This is a genomic window from Leifsonia sp. Leaf264 (assembly GCF_001422325.1).
Classification (GTDB): domain Bacteria; phylum Actinomycetota; class Actinomycetes; order Actinomycetales; family Microbacteriaceae; genus Orlajensenia.
The window spans coordinates 128828-145815 of record NZ_LMMR01000004.1; the positions used below are offsets into that span (position 1 = coordinate 128828).

9 protein-coding genes are annotated in these 16988 nt (G+C 67.4%); 6 read left to right on the top strand and 3 right to left on the bottom strand.

Features of this window, described 5'->3' with window-relative positions; all coding sequences use genetic code 11:
- Nucleotides 1-26: 26 nt before the first annotated feature.
- The gene (locus ASF30_RS06070; RefSeq protein ID WP_082467514.1) at nt 27-3773 is read right to left on the bottom strand and encodes a bifunctional glycosyltransferase/CDP-glycerol:glycerophosphate glycerophosphotransferase; all 3747 of its coding nucleotides are present in this window, start codon (nt 3771-3773) and stop codon (nt 27-29) included.
- 88 nt (nt 3774-3861) lie between these two features.
- Here ASF30_RS06070 and ASF30_RS06075 point away from each other — a divergent pair, with 88 nt between their 5' ends.
- Nucleotides 3862-5442 carry a polysaccharide pyruvyl transferase family protein gene (locus ASF30_RS06075; protein ID WP_055903371.1) on the top strand — a complete coding sequence of 527 codons (1581 nt, stop codon included), beginning with the start codon at nt 3862-3864 and terminating at the stop codon, nt 5440-5442.
- A gap of 271 nt (nt 5443-5713) precedes the next feature.
- Nucleotides 5714-6835 carry a glycosyltransferase family 4 protein gene (locus ASF30_RS06080; protein ID WP_055903374.1) on the top strand — a complete coding sequence of 374 codons (1122 nt, stop codon included), beginning with the start codon at nt 5714-5716 and terminating at the stop codon, nt 6833-6835.
- On the opposite strand, the gene ASF30_RS06085 is transcribed toward ASF30_RS06080, so the two are convergent.
- Nucleotides 6779-9832 carry a glycosyltransferase gene (locus tag ASF30_RS06085; protein WP_055903376.1) on the bottom strand — a complete coding sequence of 1018 codons (3054 nt, stop codon included), beginning with the start codon at nt 9830-9832 and terminating at the stop codon, nt 6779-6781. The two genes, ASF30_RS06080 and ASF30_RS06085, sit on opposite strands and share 57 nt — an antisense overlap.
- Before the next feature lie 184 nt (nt 9833-10016).
- Between ASF30_RS06085 and ASF30_RS06090 the strand changes: the two genes are divergently transcribed.
- On the top strand, nt 10017-11264 hold the full coding sequence (locus tag ASF30_RS06090; RefSeq protein ID WP_162240728.1) for a glycosyltransferase family 2 protein: 1248 nt from the start codon (nt 10017-10019) through the stop codon (nt 11262-11264).
- Entirely contained in the window at nt 11261-13405 is a 2145-nt protein-coding gene (locus ASF30_RS06095; protein ID WP_055903382.1) for an acyltransferase family protein, read from the top strand. Before ASF30_RS06090 ends, ASF30_RS06095 begins: the two co-directional genes overlap by 4 nt.
- A gap of 10 nt (nt 13406-13415) precedes the next feature.
- Here ASF30_RS06095 and ASF30_RS06100 read toward each other — a convergent pair whose 3' ends face one another.
- The gene (locus ASF30_RS06100) at nt 13416-14594 is read right to left on the bottom strand and encodes an acyl-CoA dehydrogenase family protein (protein ID WP_055903385.1); all 1179 of its coding nucleotides are present in this window, start codon (nt 14592-14594) and stop codon (nt 13416-13418) included.
- Nucleotides 14595-14724: 130 nt separating this feature from the next.
- On the opposite strand from ASF30_RS06100, the gene manA reads away from it, so the two are divergent.
- A complete protein-coding gene (manA, locus tag ASF30_RS06105) occupies nt 14725-15978 on the top strand; it encodes a mannose-6-phosphate isomerase, class I (RefSeq protein ID WP_055903389.1) in 1254 nt (417 codons plus the stop codon).
- The gene (locus ASF30_RS06110; RefSeq protein ID WP_055903392.1) at nt 15971-16987 is read left to right on the top strand and encodes an acyltransferase family protein; all 1017 of its coding nucleotides are present in this window, start codon (nt 15971-15973) and stop codon (nt 16985-16987) included. The genes manA and ASF30_RS06110 overlap by 8 nt, the downstream gene beginning before the upstream one ends.
- Nucleotide 16988 lies beyond the last annotated feature (1 nt).

Here is a 16988-nt window from a genome sequence, read left to right on the forward strand (position 1 = left end):
GGCGGGGCGCTGAGCGCTTGGTCGATTCAGGCGTCGCCGCGCGGCACGAACACCGCGTCCACGAGCCGGGCAGCGGCATGCCCGTCCTCGAGCTCCATGAACCTCTCACGGAAGACCAGAACGTTGTCCGCGTGAGCCTCGGCAAGAGCAGTCGGGTTCCTGACGAGCCTGACGACCTCGTCTGTCGAACGTGCCCACGGCCCGGGAGCCGTCTCTGCGTATTCCACGAAACTCTCCCGACCGCGGAAGTACCTCTCGAGGTCTGGGACGAAGAAGACCATTGGCTTGCCAGTGAGCGCGTAGTCGAACCGCAGCGACGAGTAGTCCAGGATGCCGACGTCGGAGGCGAGGATGAGGTCGTTGATCTCGGGGTAATCCGTCACGTTCACGACCCGAGGCGAGGTCCTGGTGCCTGCGCGTGCGTTGAACGGGTGGCCGCGCACGAGTAGCACGAAATCGGGCCCAAGCTGCTTGGCGAGGAGGTCGAAGTTCAGTGCCTCGAACATGTTCGCCGACATGTCATCGGTGGAGATGTAGTCACGGAACGTGGGCGCATAGAGGATTGCCGTCTGATCTTCCCGAATTCCGAGGTTGGCTCTCACTCGCGATCGGACGGCGGCCCCGTCATCAGACAACAGGATGTCGTTCCTTGGGTACCCGATCTCAAGAATCTCAGCGGGGATGGGCGCACCCTCCTCGTAGAACTCCTTGAGGAACGGTGTTGCATAGGCGGCTGGGGAAACCAGATAGTCCCATTCCTGTGCGCGTCTGAAGAAGGAGTGCACCCGTTCGGCCGAGAACCCCAAGCGATCCCACCATCTGCGGCCCGCGAGTTTGAACGGGTAGCCGTGGAATGTCTGGATCAGGATCTGGCCGTCCGGCTTGGCAGTCCAATCGGGTTGATGGACATTGACCATCAGGTAGTCGGCTGTGCCGAACGCCTCGAAATACTCTCTGCTGCCTTCGATAACCGCCCGGCCACCATCCGGAATGCGGACAGACCGGTCGCGAACCGCCCAGATCAGGTCCAGCTTGGAGCCCCTCCTTCGCAGCTCCTCATGGACAGCCAGTGAACTGTCATTGGCGATCTCCCCGTACAGCGACCTGAAGAGAACCGATCGGTCACCGGACGGCGCCAGCGATGAGTACCAGGCTTGGAGCCGAGCCCGATTGCCGCCGCCGAGCTCATCGTCCGCCAACGGAGCTTCGAGCTTGACCTCCATGGGGCCGATCGTCTGGGCCTCGATTCTGATGAGATGATCCGGCGTGCGAGCGACGGTTGTTCCAGAAATGCGGAAGGCCTGGTCGTAAACGATCGACAGCGGCGAGCCATGCGCTTGTGCACGCAGCGTGTACAAGCCGGATGCGACAGCGTTCCAATCGAGTCCCCACAACTGCTGGGTCGTCGAGAAGAATGCCTCATGCGTATCCCCGTCGTGGCTCGTGATCGCGATGGCATGCGATGTCGAACGTCCGTACATGCTGATTTCGAGATCGCTGATGTCGACACCACGAACGGCGATACTGAAGACGATGCCCTCGTCTGTCACGGAGCAACCGAACACTGTCAGGGTGCGATCGAGCTCGGCGATGATGATGCCCGTGCCGTTCGGCGACCGAGAGCCATCGGGATACCGCCGCGCCGGGCGAGACGTGAGGGATGCATTCGCACGGCGAAGGGGCACGACGGCGTTCGAAATGCCCATACTGCTGAGGGGAAGCTCGGGCGCCGAGATCGTGTGCAGCTGGCCGTCACGGTCGCGAGCCTCCAACCGCCAGCGTCGGTTGTCGCGGGAGGACCGACGTATTGCGACGTTGGGCTCGGGCGGGAGAGTGATCACTGCGTCGTACTGACCGGAGACGGCCGTCTGCACGAATCGCGCTTTAGCGCGCTGCAGACCGAACCTATCCGGCTCATAAACGGCGACAACGGAGTGAAGATTCTCCCCAACGACGGTGAGGGCAATGGTGCGATCCTTCGCCTGCGCGGTGATCAGGCGCGCCCGCACGTCGCCAACGCGGACGACGAGTCTTCCCCGCGGACCAGGCAGAACATCCAGGAGCCGCCCATCTTTCACCTCGAATGCCGCCGGCAGTTCGCGCCTCTGCTCGAAGCGGACGACAGTCTCGCGGATGAGCTCTCCCGTGCTCATCCGTACGTCGATCCAATAGTCATCGGGCCGCTCAGCCAAGAGGTCGAGCGGGACGCTGATACGTATGAACGACTCGCTCATATCTGCATAGGGACGTGTGTCCCACCGGATCGCATACTCATCGCGGAAACGGACTGAATCGAGTGGGATCTTCTGTTCTCCGTCGTCGAAGACCAGCTCGGCGCACACGTCATATCGAGTAGTCGAGGGGTCGACACCGTCGATGTACGCCAATGCCTCAACAACAAGGTTGCCGTCGCGTCTGTAGACCCGCTCGACACGAGACCGGGCGTACGATTCGCGGGGCGAGAGCATGAATGCCTCGGCCGGGATCTCCGCCCCTGCGAGTTCGTGGAACGGAAGCTGCGCAACGATTGCATCACCGACCACCGATCCCGGGAACGTGTTGCGATTCCATCCCCCACGCTCGAGGAATTCCAGCGCAGCGATTCGATTTCCCTGAGCTACGAGATGGATCATCACCTTGTTTCGAGAGTCGACACTGCGCCACACCTCAGGACTGTTCGCCTGGTCGCGCAGGTAACGAACGAATCCGACGAAAGAGTCCCAGGCATCGTCATCCATTGCGCGGATCGCGGGGAGGAATTCGGCGAGGTTATTGCTCATGAGCTGGCTCACGCGCACACTCCGCGCCGAGTCCAGACCGCGGGCCTCGAGGATGTCGAGGGTTTCGCGCACAGCCCGCCAGTGGTCGGAAATGTTCTTCTCGCGTGTCGCCTGCTGGGAGATTGAGCTCTGATCGTCTCGAATGCGCCAGTTGAGACTGACTCGCGACATGACGTCGAAGCTCTTGGCGCGAGCGAAAGCCGCGGTGGATATGGCCTGGTCCTCGTAGAGAAGCCCGACCGGGAAGGAGAATCCAGCTTCGTCCCAGAACTCCCGCCGGTATACCTTGCTCCAGGCCACCGCATTGACCAGGATTTCGGGGAACGACTCGAGTGTCTCCCCGAGACGCGTACGTCGATGTGCCGAGCGGATCCAGCTCGCCGCCGCCGGATAGCTTCCCTTGAAATAACGGCGGTACGGCGAAACCGCGAAGTCTGAGCCTGACTTCCTGAGCGCGGCGATCACCTGCGAGAACGCGTGACGATCGACCGTGTCATCGCTGTCGATGAAGGTCAGGAATTCTCCGCGTGCGTGCTCGATCCCCGTGTTCCTGGCGGCACTGAGACCACCGTTCTCACGCCGATACACGCGCACTCTGGGGTCGCGCTTTGCGTAGCGGCGAGCGATTTCGCCGCTCCGGTCGGGCGAGCCGTCATCGACAACGATGATCTCGATCCGACGATAGTTCTGACGCGATAGCGAAAGCAGCGTTTCCTCGATGTAGTCCTCGACGCCGAAGGCGGGAACGACGATGCTCAGCAGGCCCGGAACTCGGCTTCGCCCGGTGGGGGTGGCGCGATAGGCGATTCCCCGTGCCCAGTTGAGCCCGGTGCGGGTCGACTCGCGATAGGCCAGGTGCCGTGGATGCACCAGTACGTCGAACACCGGCTGCAGACGCCGGGATACTTTCAGCAAAAACGCCCCCTCAGGAATCGGCGCAGAACGCCGTTGGGATTCTAACTGACGCTGTCGCGTCCGGATTCTCACCGCCATGACAGGGAATCGGCAGATTGGCGCGAGTTCAGTACAGTTTCAATCGCGCATCTTTGCCCACCCGGGCGGAATCCGAGGGTGTGCAGGGATGAAAGCGGAAATTGACATGCGAGTACTGGTCATTGGTGACATCGGCTGGCAGCAGCTCTATCACTTGGGTGACGAGGCCATGACTGAGGCTGCGATCCAGATGTTGCGCCAGCGTGGTATCGATGACATCACGTTGATCGCAGGAAAGCCCTCGGTCGCCACTGCCATGTACGGACTCCCGGCTGTACCCCGGATCGGGTTCGCGGGAGCGTGGGATCGTGGCCGCATGGAGCGGAAGCTTCGCGAGATCACTGACTCTCTCCCCAGTCATACAGTCGCCGACGGCGAGCCGACGAACGTCGTCGACGCGGTTGCCAGCGTGGATGCCGTCTTGATCGCAGGCGGCGGCAATCTGAACTCGCAGCACGTGAATCATCTCTTCGAGCGAGCGGCACTGGTTCGAATCGCACGGCACTTCGGTCGGCCGGTTTTTGTGTCGAGCCAGACCGTCGGGCCCATGCTGCGTGAGATCGACCTCCCGCTCGTCCGCGAGATCGTCGACTATGCAACGTGCTTCGGCGCTCGAGAAGCGCACACGTTGAAGCTGCTGCTCGGATTGGGGGGAACCACGGACAGAGTCGTTCACACCATGGACGACGCGATGATGCTCACACCCTCGGACGCCGAGTTCGCACGAGCGGCCGCGGTCAGGACAAGCGATCGATACATCGTGGGGAGTTTCACTGCCCACCCGGGCACTTCGGGTCTGTCTGCCGCTGATTACCACAAGCAGATTGCAAAGTCATTGGACGAGATCGCCGCGAAGCATGACGTCGATGTGCTTCTCGTCCCGCACGCCGGATCCTTGGACCGAAGTGTCCGGAACGGCGATCAACTCGCGAACGACTCCATCGTCGCTGCCAGCACGTCCGGAAGGCTGATCAACCTCGACATGATGACTGCGGGGGAGGCGATCGCATTGTCCGCACGTGCAGAATTCTCGTTGTCGACTCGCTACCACCCGACCGTCTTCGGGCCGTTCGCGGGGAAGCCGTCGATAGCGATCTCACTGAGCTACTACTCATCCGTGCGGATGCGTGGATCGCTGGACAACGTTGGCATGCAGCCCTACGTGGTTCCAACCGCCGCGTGGCTCCAGGGAACCCTCAATGAAGTCGTTGACGACGTCCTTTCTCACCAGGGCGAGTTCGCGGCCCACATGAGCACGGTGGCTCCCCTGCGTTTGGCAGAACAGAACAGATGGTGGGACGCGATCGTCTCCGCCATGCGAGGCGGCGAATGGACAAGCCCCGATGGGTTGTCACCAGTCGACGAGCTCGCGCCCGAAGGCTGGAGCCGTGAGGTCGAATCAATCACCCGAGTCGCGGATACGTTGGGGCAGCTCCAGATCAAAACGGGATGGCTCGAGAAAGCCAATGGCGATCTCCGAGCAGAACGCGACAAGCTCGCGGCGGAGGTGGTATCCGGATCGCGCGCGACCGCAGCTGCTGTGGAAACTACAACGGATCTGAAGTCCCGCGTTGAGGGTCTGGAGCACGAGCTTGCCACCGAACGGTCTCGGCGGGCAGTCAGATTCGCCAACGCTGTCGGACGCGCCACCGGTAAGTCAAAGAAATAGTGCTCGGCTGCCCTCGTCGTTTGAGTCACAGGGGAGGGAAGGCGCAAGGTCGTCTGTCGACGGTGCTCGACCGGCAGGCCTCACAGAGCGACATCTCTGATGAACGAGAGCCGGAGGCGTCGTCGGCCAGCCATCTCCGACCGTGAGCACCCGCTGGCTGCGGCAAGTTCTCGGTCGGGCGCGACCTGGCGTCATAGGTCGTTCATCGCACGTGCGTCTCCTCGTAACTGGAAGTCTCTAGAGTCGCCAGTCGTCGAGCACAAGGAGGCACGTGAAGCAACGCAACCGAGTGGTGGTGTTCCCTGCCTGGGGCGACAACCCCTATCTCAACCTGCTCTACCTCGCTCCCAGGGCACAGGGGCGGGGGTACACCGGCATCACCACGTGGGACTCGCTGCAGGCCGCGGTGCCCGAGCTCGGGCGCGGCGACGTGCTGCACGTGCACTGGACCTCGCCGATCTGCCAGAAGGCGGCATCCGTCGGCGAAGCGCGTCGGCGTCTCGACGAGTTCACGACGTTGGTGCAGGCGCTCCAGCGGCGTGGTGGGCGGCTGATCTGGACGATCCACAACAGGCTGCCGCATGAAGTCGTCTACCGCGATGTCGAGATCGCGCTCAACCGGTTCCTCTCCCAGACGGCTGACGCCGTTCACGTCATGGCCGAGAGCACGGCCGACGTGGTGGGCGACCTCTATCCTCTGCGGCTCGATCGGATGCACGTCATCCCGCACCCCAGCTATCAGGGCCTCTACGGGCGGGCTGATTCGCGGGAGCCGGCGAGACGTGCGCTCGGCCTGGCGGCCGGCGAGCGCACCGTGCTGTTCTTCGGGCAGATGCGTCCGTACAAGGGCCTCTCGACGCTCATCGACGCCCTGCGGCTGATGCAGGAGCGCGGCGACACCCTCCCGACCCTGCTGCTCGCCGGGGCCGCCACCGCCGACGCCCGCCGCGAGATCGAGCAGACGCTGCCCGACGGGCTGAGAGTGATCGCCGACTTCGGGTTCGTGGCCGACTCCGAGGTGCGGGGCTGGTTCGACGCCGCGGATCTCGCCGTCTTCCCGTATCGGTCGATCCTCAACTCGGGCAGCGTGCACCTGGCGGCGACGCTCGGCGTTCCGGCCCTGCTTCCGGGCGAGACGCACCTGCGGTCCCAGTTCGCCGACGAGAGCTGGGTGCGCTTCTACGACGCCGAGGATCCTGTCGCCGGTCTCGCCCGGGCGCTGGCGGCCCCGCGGGCCTTCGAACGCCAGGAGGCCGGAATGGCCGAGTTCTCCGAGCGGCTCTCGCCGTGGCGGGTGTCTCGACGATTCAACGCGCTGCTCGAGTCGCTCGAGGGATCAGGCGCGACGGATGCCGCCGGCAGCGCGACGGCGAAGACCGCGCAGCTGGCGTAGGCCACCGCGCACGAGCCAGTGCCTGCGGCTCTCGACCCACAGCCCGTGGGTCAGCGGGTCGCGGCCGGTGAAGAAGCGGGCATACGGATCGTAGGGCAGCGACGCCGTCGTCTCCTCGGGCACAGTGATCGCGATGGCGGTCGTGCCGCAGGCCTTCGCAGCATCGGCGGTCGCGTCGTCGCTCGGCACGACCGCCTGCACGACGATGCGCCGGCCGAGGCTGAGCTCGGAGACCGGGATGCGCGCGGTCCAGGAGCGCATCCCGAGGTCTGTGTCATTGTCATCGCCCAGACTCGCGGCGATGTCGGGCCGCCCCGGGATCGCCAGAGCGAGCGCTGAGACCTCGCACGCGACGGTTCCGTGCAGGTCGAGCCCGGTGCTGCTCGGGGCGACCGAGGTGATCCGCACCCGAGCGGCCCGGGAGGCCCTGATCTTCTCGAGGAGGCCGCGGTCGTCGAGCTCGAGGTCGGCGAGCTCCGGAATGCTGCGGAGAGCGGCGCCGGATGCCGCATCGGACTGCCCGTCGACGGCTCGGATGAGACGCAGCAGGGCGGCATCCGCTCGCCCATCGTCGTCTCCGTCGCGCACGGCCCGAGCAATGGCCGGTACCACCAGCCGTGCTCCGAACTCGGCGAACGGCGGCATCCGCAGATCGTTCGAGAGGCTCAGTGCTTCGACGACGCCAGTCCAGAGCGCGGCAGCTCCGCCATCGCCGCGCTGTGCAGAGGAGGGGGCGGAGGCAGGGGCGGCGGCGGTGCCGGAGAGGGTCCCGAGCATCCGGCTGGCCTCGTCGACCCGACCCTCGGTGACCAAGGCGAGCGCCAGCCGCCTCGTCACCGGGATCCTGCGGAAGGAGGCCGCAGGAAGCAGGTCGGCCAGCGCGCGCACGAGCGCGGCGATCTCGGAGGACTCGTCGGCCGATCGATCGGCGGCCGACAGGAACCTCTCGATGTGCACCCAGCCATCGGCCTCGAAGACCAGAGAGCCGTACTCGATCACGAGGGCGGGCGACTGCGTGGCGGTGATCAGGCGGGCGCACTCGAGCTCCTGGGTGAGGTAGCTGATGATGGCCGTCGCCGACGACGCCTTCGACGTCATCGAGCTGGCACCAGGGCGCTCGCGGTAGAGGTAGACGACGTCGTCGACGACATCGATCGTGTTGGCGGCGAGATAGGCGGTGATCATCGGCACGATGTCGTTCGACCGGGGCACCTCGGGAAAACGGATGCCGGTCGCCCGCCAGAAGTCGGTGCGGAAGGCCTTGTTCCAGCAGGCGCGACCCCGCAGGATCGACGGCACCTGCTCGGCCGAGAACGCCGTGCGGGCCCGAGCGTAGGCCGGCCAGTTCTGCGTCGGCCGCCACGTTCGCGTCGGCGAGAACTTGAGATAGTCGCCGAACGCGATCTCGGAGCCGGATGCCTCCAGCGAGGCGACGAGGGCCGCGTAGGCGCCGTCGGGCACGATGTCGTCGCCGTCGCAGAAGATCAGGAAGCGTCCGGCCGCGTTGTCGATGCCGACGTTGCGGGCGTTGGCGCCGCCGCGGGTGACGGCGTCGATCACGCGCACCCTGTCGTCGGTCGAGGCGACGGCGAGGAGCGCGTCCCGCGTGCCGTCGACGGAGTGGTCGTCGACGACGAGCACCTCCATGCCCGGCACGTCCTGGGCGAGCACCGACGCCAGCGTCTCGCCGATCCACGCGACGACGTCGTGGGTCGTGATGATGACGCTCAGCAGGCACTCGGTGCCGGCTGCAGTTGGCGTGCCCGCGGCATCGGGCGCCAGCGCGGAGGTTCGCTCGCCGATCGCGTGGCTGCCTGACCGTCGACGCTGCTCGCCGGCCGACCGGGTGGCGAGGCCCGCGGCCTCGGAGTGGAAGCGGGGCGTCGCGGCATCGAGCGGCGGGTCGGAGACTGCCGCGAGCGGTGCATCGGCACCGGCCGCGGATGCCGAAGCGACGGCGACGCGGAGCTCGGCATCCGTCAACCCGGCGGCGCGGTGGGCGAGCGGCTCGAGACGTGACAGCGCCTGTGCGCGCCGATGGGCGGCCGATTCCTCGGGCGTCTCCTCGGCAGGGACCGCGGCACCGGAGGACAGCGCCTCGAGGCCGGCCGTGTGCAGGGCGATGAAGTCGCGCGGTCGGCCGCCGGGAGCATCCGGAGTCGCTCCCCAGGCATCGCCGGGGAACGCCACCAGCAGCCGGTCGAGGTCGACCTCGGGCGCATCGATCGCACCGAGCTCGAGCGCCTCCGCCGGAGACGTCGCGAACCTGATGCCGGTGCGACCGGTGCCGGCGTAGTAGTCGATGTACTTGAACGGGTCTTCCGTGGCCGGCACGATCGGGCGGCACGGGATGCCGAGGGCATCCGCGATCACCAGGGCGTGCAGCGAGGTGCCCGTGACGAACTCGCTGGCGGCGAGGTCGCGGATCACGACCCAGGGATCTCGCAGCGGGGAGAGCACCTCGGAGCCGGTGCCGAAGCGGTCGAGTTCGTTGAGGTTCGGAACGACGGAGAGCTCTCGGGTCTTCAACCGGGTCGAGTCGAGCAGCTCGGGCCAGAGGCGGGGGAGGAGCAGAACCGGGTCACCGTAGACCGGGGGCGTCTCGATCCCGTGGGCGAGCAGGACGCCCCGGGTGAGCGGACCTCGCACTGCACGCACGTCGAGCGTCGTCGGCAGGTGCTGGTCGACCACCTTGCCGTTGACGCCGGTGCCCCAGACGATGTCGCCGTGGCGGGCGAAGTGGAGGACCGAGCCGACGGAGAGCACGCGACGGCGCTGCACGGGGTCGGGGTCGACGATGCCGGAGCTCAGCCGTTCGACCAGCAGCGGGCCCAGCAGATCGCCGAAGTTGGCGACGGCGCGGCCGTGCGGCGGCACGTGTGCGGCATCACCCGCGCCCTCTTCCGCGCCCTCATCAGAACCGGGATCGGCACGGCGCACCGGGTTCCACCGCACCGTGGTCACGCCGTTGACGAGCTCCTCCAGATCATTGTGCACGAGGGGAGTCTAGGCAGGCGCCGGCGCCGATTTCCCGCCCGAGGGGCCAGTCCGCGCAACGGCCATCCGTCCTTCACCTCGTGGTCACCATCCGTCATCTCGCGGCCACGTCGGAGTCCTACCGTGTGGCCGTGTGGCCCCAGGACGGGGCACGAGACAGCACGACCTGACCACAGGGGAAACCGTGAGATCTGCAGTTCGCACCTCAGTCGCATTCGCGCGTCGGGTGATCGGCCCCGTGGTGCAACCGCTGCGCCGCGCGCTCGGGAACAGTCGTGCCAGACTCGAGCGCTTCCCGGCCCACGGGCGCGGCTACATCAGCGTCATCATCCCGGTGTTCGACGTCGAGCAGTACATCGACGCCTGCCTCGACTCCCTGCTCAGCCAGGACCACTGGCGGCTGGAGATCATCGTCGTCGACGACGGTTCGACGGATGCCACCTGCCGGCGCGTGCGCCGCTGGGCGCGTCGCGACCCCCGGGTGAGGCTACTCGTCGCTCCGCACGGCGGACCGAACGCCGCGCGCAACCTCGCGATCCCGCACGCCCGTGGCGAGTTCCTGACCTTCCTCGACGGCGACGATGTGCTCCTGGCCGGCGCCTACCGCGACATGGGGCGTCTGCTCGCCCGCACGGGATCCGACTTCGTGGTGGCCGGCTACGACCGACTCATCGGGGAGGAGCGTACCCCGGCGGCGTTCTGGATCCGCGACGCCCACGCCGTCACCCGGGAACGGGTCACGCTCACCTCGTTCCCGCAGATCATGGTGAACTCGGTGCAGTGGAGCAAGCTCTACCGGCGTGAGTTCTGGCTCGGCGCCGACCTCTCGTTCCCCGTCACCGGGCACTACCAGGATCAGGTCGTCAGCGCGCACGCCTACTCCCGTGCCCGCGCCTTCGACATCCTCTCGCGCCCGACGGTGGCGTGGCGCATCCGGGAGGACGGCTCGTCGATGACCCAGCGATTCCGCGAGGGGCAGAGCATCCAGGACCGCTTCGACACCTCGCACCGCGCTCTCGACGTCTATCGGGCGCACGCCGGGGAGGCCGCGGCGCGGCAACGACTCGTGCAGTACCTCTCGAACGACATCGCCCAGATGGCCCTGCACGTCGAGAGTCTCGACGCCGACGGCTGGGTGCGGATGCGGGCCGGGCTCATGACCCTCGCCGACCGGATCTCCGAGAGCTCGCTCTGGGACGAGGTGCCGGCCGAGTTCAAGGTCGTCTACGACCTGATCGTGCGCGACGATCGCGCACGCGCCGAGGAGTACGCCAGGCGCGGCGGGTTCGACCTGCTGCAGCACAGGCTCGAGTACCGCGACGGCTGCCCCTATGTCGCCCTCCCGTTCTGGGAGGACGCGGAGGCCCACGTGCCGATCGAGAGGTTCCGTGCTGCACCGCGTGAACTGAGGGCCTTCGCCGACGCTGCATGACGAACTGTCCGCTCCTCCTCGATGAGGCGTCCCCACCACGCGTGCGCGAGGTCGTCGCCGCGTCGTCGACCCTGCGCCCGGAGATCCAGGCCCTCCGCGCCGCCGCCGTGCTGTCCGTCGTGCTGTTCCACCTCTGGCCGGGTCGCCTGCCCGGCGGCTATGTCGGCGTCGACGTCTTCTTCGCCATCAGCGGGTTCCTCATCACGGCGCACCTCGCCCGGGAGCTGCGCCGGACCGGACGGATCGACCTGCCGGCATTCTGGGCCCGGCGGGTGCGACGCCTGCTCCCTGTGGCCCTGCTCGTGCTCACGCTCACGGCCATCGCGGTCTATCTGGTGGTTCCGTCGCCCTTCTGGGGGCAGTTCCTCGGTGAGATCGCGGCGAGCGCCGTGTACGCCGAGAACTGGGTGCTGGCGGCGGATGCCGTCGACTACCTCGCCGCTGACAACCTGGCCTCGCCCGTGCAGCACTACTGGTCGCTGTCGGTCGAGGAGCAGTTCTACCTCGTCTGGCCCGTGCTCCTGCTCCTCTCCGTTCTGATCGGCCGGCTGCTCGCGCGCCGCAGGAGCGGACTCTCGGACGGGATCGGAGTCGACGGCATCCTGCGCGTCGTGCTCGCCGTCGTGCTGGCCATCAGCCTGGCATGGTCGGTCATCGACACGGCTCTTGACCCCGCCTCCGCATACTTCGTCACGACGACGAGGGTCTGGGAGTTCGCCGCCGGCGGCCTGCTCGCGATGATCGCGCCGGTGCCCTTCGCCGGTGCCGCAGCGGTCCGCACCCTCGTGCAGTGGGTCGGCTGGGCGATGATCGGGTCGGCACTGGTGTTCTTCACGGCGGCGACTCCGTTCCCCGGAGTGGCCGCCCTTCTTCCCGTGGCGGGAACTCTCGCGGTGATCTGGGCGGGCGACCCGCGGCATCCGTTCTCCCCGGGCGGTCTGCTCGCCCGACGACCTGTGCAGTACCTCGGCGGCATCTCGTACTCGCTCTACCTCTGGCACTGGCCGCTCATCGTGGTGGCGCCGTTCGCCCTCGGCGGTGCACGCACGACCCCGGTCAATGTCGGGCTGCTGGCGCTCGCCGCCGCGCTCGCCGCGGTGTCGAAGCCGTTGGTCGAAGACGCGGCCCTGCGTCGAGGCGCGTGGGTCGATCGGCGCCCGCGCTTCACCTTCCTGCTCATGGGCATCGGCATGGCGGTCGTCGTGGCCGTGGCCTCGATCGGCATCGCCGTGTCGGATGCAGCCGAGGCCTCGAGCGAGCGCCTGGTGCAGTCACTCGTCGACGACGGAACGCCCTGTCTCGGTGCCGCGGCCCTGCTGAGCCCGGCCCAGCCGTGCGTGAATGCCGACCTCGACGGCACCCTCGTGCCCGCGCCGGCTGCCGTGCCCGATGACACCGGGGGAGCGTACGCCTGCTACGACCAGCAGCCGACAGCAGACCTGAGCTCGTCGTGCACGCTCGGGTCGACGCGAGCGGATGCGCTCCGCGTGGCCCTCGTCGGCGACTCGCACGCTGCCATGCTGATTCCGGGACTCCGCGACAGGCTCGACGCCCTCGACTGGCGGCTCGACACCTATGTCGGGCGCGGGTGCGTGTGGGGTTCGGTTCCGGTGACGCAGACCGACAGCCCGTGCCACGCGCGCGTGGCGGCGGTGCAGCAGCGGTTGGAGGAGTCGGCCTACGACCTGGTCATCACGACGGCACGGCGCCTCGTCGACGTGCCGGCCGCCGGCCCCGATGCGGCATCCGGCAGCTATGCGGAGGCCTGGGACTCGCTGGCTCCCGTCGGCACCCGGGTGGTGGCGCTCGCCGACAACCCTTACGTGACGGATGCCGCCGGAGCCTGCGTCGTCGCCGCCGGCACCGATGTCGCGGCCGCGTCGTCGTGCTCCGTGCCGCGCGACATCGCGCTGCAGTGGAAGGACCCGCTGCCCGATGCCGTCGAGCGAGCGCAGGGCGGCGCCCACCTCGTCGACCTGACCGACGCCTACTGCGGCCCCGACACCTGCGCGATGGTGAACGGCCACGTCGTGACCTATCGCGACCTGCACCACATCACCGCGACCTACAGCCGCACCATCGCGCCGTACCTCGTGGACGACATCACCCGGTGGCTGGGCACGCAGCGCCCCTCGGGGTGACTCCCGTCGATCAGACGAACGCTGCCTTGCCGGTGATCGAGCGGCCCACGATCAGGGTGTTCATCTCGCGGGTGCCCTCGTAGGAGTAGATCGCCTCGGCGTCGGCGAAGAAGCGGGCCACGTCGTAGTCGACGACGATGCCGTTGCCGCCGAGGGACTCGCGGGCCCAGGCCACGGTCTCGCGCATCCGCGACGTTGTGAAGGCCTTGGCGAGGGCGGAGTGCTCGTCGCGCTGCTCGCCGCGGTCGAGCATCTCGGAGACCCGAACGACCATGCCGATGGAGGCCGTGATGTTGCCGAGGCACTTGACGAGCAGGTCCTGGATGAGCTGGTGCGATCCGATGGTCTTGCCGAACTGCACGCGCTCGCCGGCGTACTTGACTGCAGCCTCGTAGGCTCCGACGGCGGTGCCGACGGCCGCCCACGCCACCTCGGCGCGGGTGAGACGCAGCACCTTGGCGGTGTCCTTGAAGGAGTTGGCGTTCGCCAGGCGGAGGCTCTCGGGCACGACCACGTTCTCGAGGGTGATGTCGGCGTTCTGCACCGAGCGCAGGCTGATCTTGTTCTCGATCTTGGTGGCGCTGTAGCCCGGCGTCGACGTGGGGACGATGAAGCCTTTCACCTGGCCGTCGGCGGTGTCCTTCGCCCAGATGACGGTGATGTCGGAGAAGGTGGCGTTGCCGATCCAGCGCTTGGAGCCGTTGATCGTCCAGGAGTCGCCATCGCGGGTGGCCGTCGTGCGCAGGCCCTGGGCGCTGTCGCTGCCCGAGAGCGGTTCGGTGAGGCCGAAGGCGCCGATGACCTCGCCGCTGGCCAGCTTCGGGATCCACTCGTCCTTCTGCTCCTGCGATCCGCCGACGGAGATGGCCCCGGTGGTGAGGCCGTTCTGCACGCCGACGAAAGTGGCGACGGATGCGTCGATGCGGGCGAGCTCCAGGGCCACGAAGCCGCGGAACACGGCCGAGTTCTCGAACGGCTTCGTCTCGGCCCAGCCGAACCGGAAGGTGTCGAGCTCGGCCAGCGGCTTCACGATCTGCATGGGGAACTCGGCGCGGTTCCAGTAGTCGCCGACGATGGGCTTCACCTCGGTCTCGAGGTAGGCGCGGATGGCGGCGAGCGCCTCCTGCTCCTGCGGGCTCAAGAGGCTCTCGTAGCTGTAGAAGTCGCTGGCGAGGGTTTCGAACGTCATGTCTGCTCCAGTGCATACGGCGACCCCCGCGGGACGGGGGTCTGGAATCCTCGGGCCACGATACGCCCGGCACCCGGGGGTCCCAACCCGTTGGTAGTTTGGAGCAACCGCCACCGGAGAAGGACCCAGCATGTTTGTAGCCATCAGCAACACCCCGCGCGACTACGCCTGGGGCTCGACGACGGCCATCGCGGGCCTGCTCGGAACCACGCCATCGGGCTCGCCCGAGGCTGAGCTGTGGCTCGGCGCTCACCCCGGTTCCCCGAGCCGCATCGATGACCCGACCCGGACCGAGGGCGCCGACGACCTGGTCGAGTGGATCGGGGCGGATGCCGCCACGGCCCTCGGCGCCGAGAACGTGGCCGAGAGCGGCGCCCGCCTGCCGTTCCTGCTCAAGGTGCTGGCCGCCGGCGGGCCACTGTCGTTGCAGGCGCATCCGTCGCCGGCCCAGGCGCGAGCGGGCTTCGCCCGCGAGAACGCCGCCGGAATTCCGCTCGACGCCCCGGACCGCAACTACAAGGACGCCTTCCACAAGCCCGAACTCGTGGTGGCGGTGAGTCCGACGTTCGACGCGCTGTGCGGCTTCAGGCCGCTCGCCGAGGCGCGCGACATCGTGAAGGAGCTCACTGTCCTCGGACGGGCGGATGCTCCCGACCCGACGGTCTTCGATCCGTTCTGGGAACGCCTCTCGGATGCAGACCCCCTGCGCAGCGCCGTGGAGTGGTTGCTGCGCTCCGGCCGCGAGGGCGGCGCCGTCGACGCCCTCGTCGAGCGCGTCGTGCAGCTCGCCGGCTCCGCGCCGGAGACCAGCCGGTTCGCGGTGGAGTACGCCACTGTGACCTCGCTGGCCGCCAGCTACCCCGGCGACCCCGGCATCGTGCTGTCCCTGCTGCTCAACCATGTGACGCTGCGCCAGGGCGAGGCCCTCTACCTGCCGGCCGGGAACATCCACGCCTATCTCTCGGGCCTCGGCATCGAATTGATGGCGGCGTCGGACAACGTGCTGCGCGGCGGCCTCACGCCCAAGCACATCGACGTCGAGGAACTGCTCGACGTTCTCGACTTCACGCCCGTCGACGAGCCGCTGCTCGTTCCGGAGACTCCGTCGCCTGGCGTGCACGTGTTCAGGCCTGATGTGCCGGACTTCGTGCTCTACGACATCGACGCGCAATCCTCGGCGACGGATGCTCCGGCCGCAGTGCCGCTCACGGGAGCGGCGATTGCGCTCTGCACCGCAGGAACCGTCACGATCGCCGGGGCACGATCATCCGTCACCGTCACGCGCGGTGAGTCGGTGTACGTCACGCCGGACGAGGCGAGCCTGACGATCACGGGTGCCGGCACGGTGTACCTGGCGACCGTCGGAGTCACCCGGCGTGACTAGTGCGACCCGCGAGTCGACGCCGGCGAGGACGCGCGATCGACGGCTCGACGTCGCCCGCGGCATCCTCATCTCCCTGGTCGTGTTCGGACACCTCCTCGAGAGGAGCGGCGGCTGGACGCAGGACGGCACCCGGCTGCTGCTGACGGTTCTCTACCTGTTCCACATGCCCGCTTTCGTCTTCCTCACCGGGATGACGATGAAGTCCGACCAGATTCTTCGTCGTGTCGGTCGGCTGCTCAGCCTGCTCGTCGTCTTCGAGGTTCTCTTCACCCTGCTCGACGCCGCATTGGGCACCGCGCTCACGCCCTGGTACATGCCGTGGTGGATCCTCTGGTACGTGGCGGCGATGGTGTGGTGGCAGCTGCTCATCCCGTTCGTACGACGATTCCCGAGGTCGGCCGTCGTGCTCGCCTGCGTCATCGCTCTCGCCGTCGGACTCATCGACATTCCCGGCAACGTGCTCGCCTACTCCCGTGCTGCGTTCTTCCTACCGTTCCTCGTGATCGGGAATCTCTGGGGGGCGCGCATCCTCGAGACCCTCCAACACCGGATGATCGTCGCTCGAGCGGGCGTCCTCCTCCTTTTCGTCGTCCTGGCGGCGTCGATCTATGCCCTGAATCTGCAGCCGCACTGGTTCTTCGGAAACTGGGGATACGGCCAGCTCGACGTCGACCCGGTGACGGGGATGCTCGTGCGTGCCGGCCTGGGGATCGTGGCTGGAATCGGGGTGGTGGCCTTCCTCCTGTGGATCCCGCCACGAGCAGCGTGGATCGAGAGGCCGGGCCGGCACTCGTTGGCCGTCTTCATCTTCCACGCCGCGTGCGTGCTCGTCTTCGCCGAATTCGTCGGCGGCGCCGTCACGGCGTGGCCGCTCGTGCCTCGGCTGCTGCTGGATGCCGGTCTGACCGTGATCGTCGTGGCCTTCTTCTCGCTCGACGTGTTCGAACGCATCGTGCGCTGGGTCGCCGGCATCCCGGAGCGCGTGGTCTCGGTCGTCCGCCGCGGCTGAT

Excerpts from the sequence above, each read along its gene's own strand:
- ASF30_RS06095 (WP_055903382.1), top strand. The coding sequence starts at position 11,261 with ATGACGAACTGTCCGCTCCTCCTCGATGAGGCGTCCCCACCACGCGTG.
- ASF30_RS06075 (WP_055903371.1), top strand. The coding sequence starts at position 3,862 with ATGAAAGCGGAAATTGACATGCGAGTACTGGTCATTGGTGACATCGGC.
- ASF30_RS06100 (WP_055903385.1), bottom strand. The coding sequence starts at position 14,594 with ATGACGTTCGAAACCCTCGCCAGCGACTTCTACAGCTACGAGAGCCTC.
- manA (WP_055903389.1), top strand. The coding sequence starts at position 14,725 with ATGTTTGTAGCCATCAGCAACACCCCGCGCGACTACGCCTGGGGCTCG.
- ASF30_RS06070 (WP_082467514.1), bottom strand. The coding sequence starts at position 3,773 with ATGGCGGTGAGAATCCGGACGCGACAGCGTCAGTTAGAATCCCAACGG.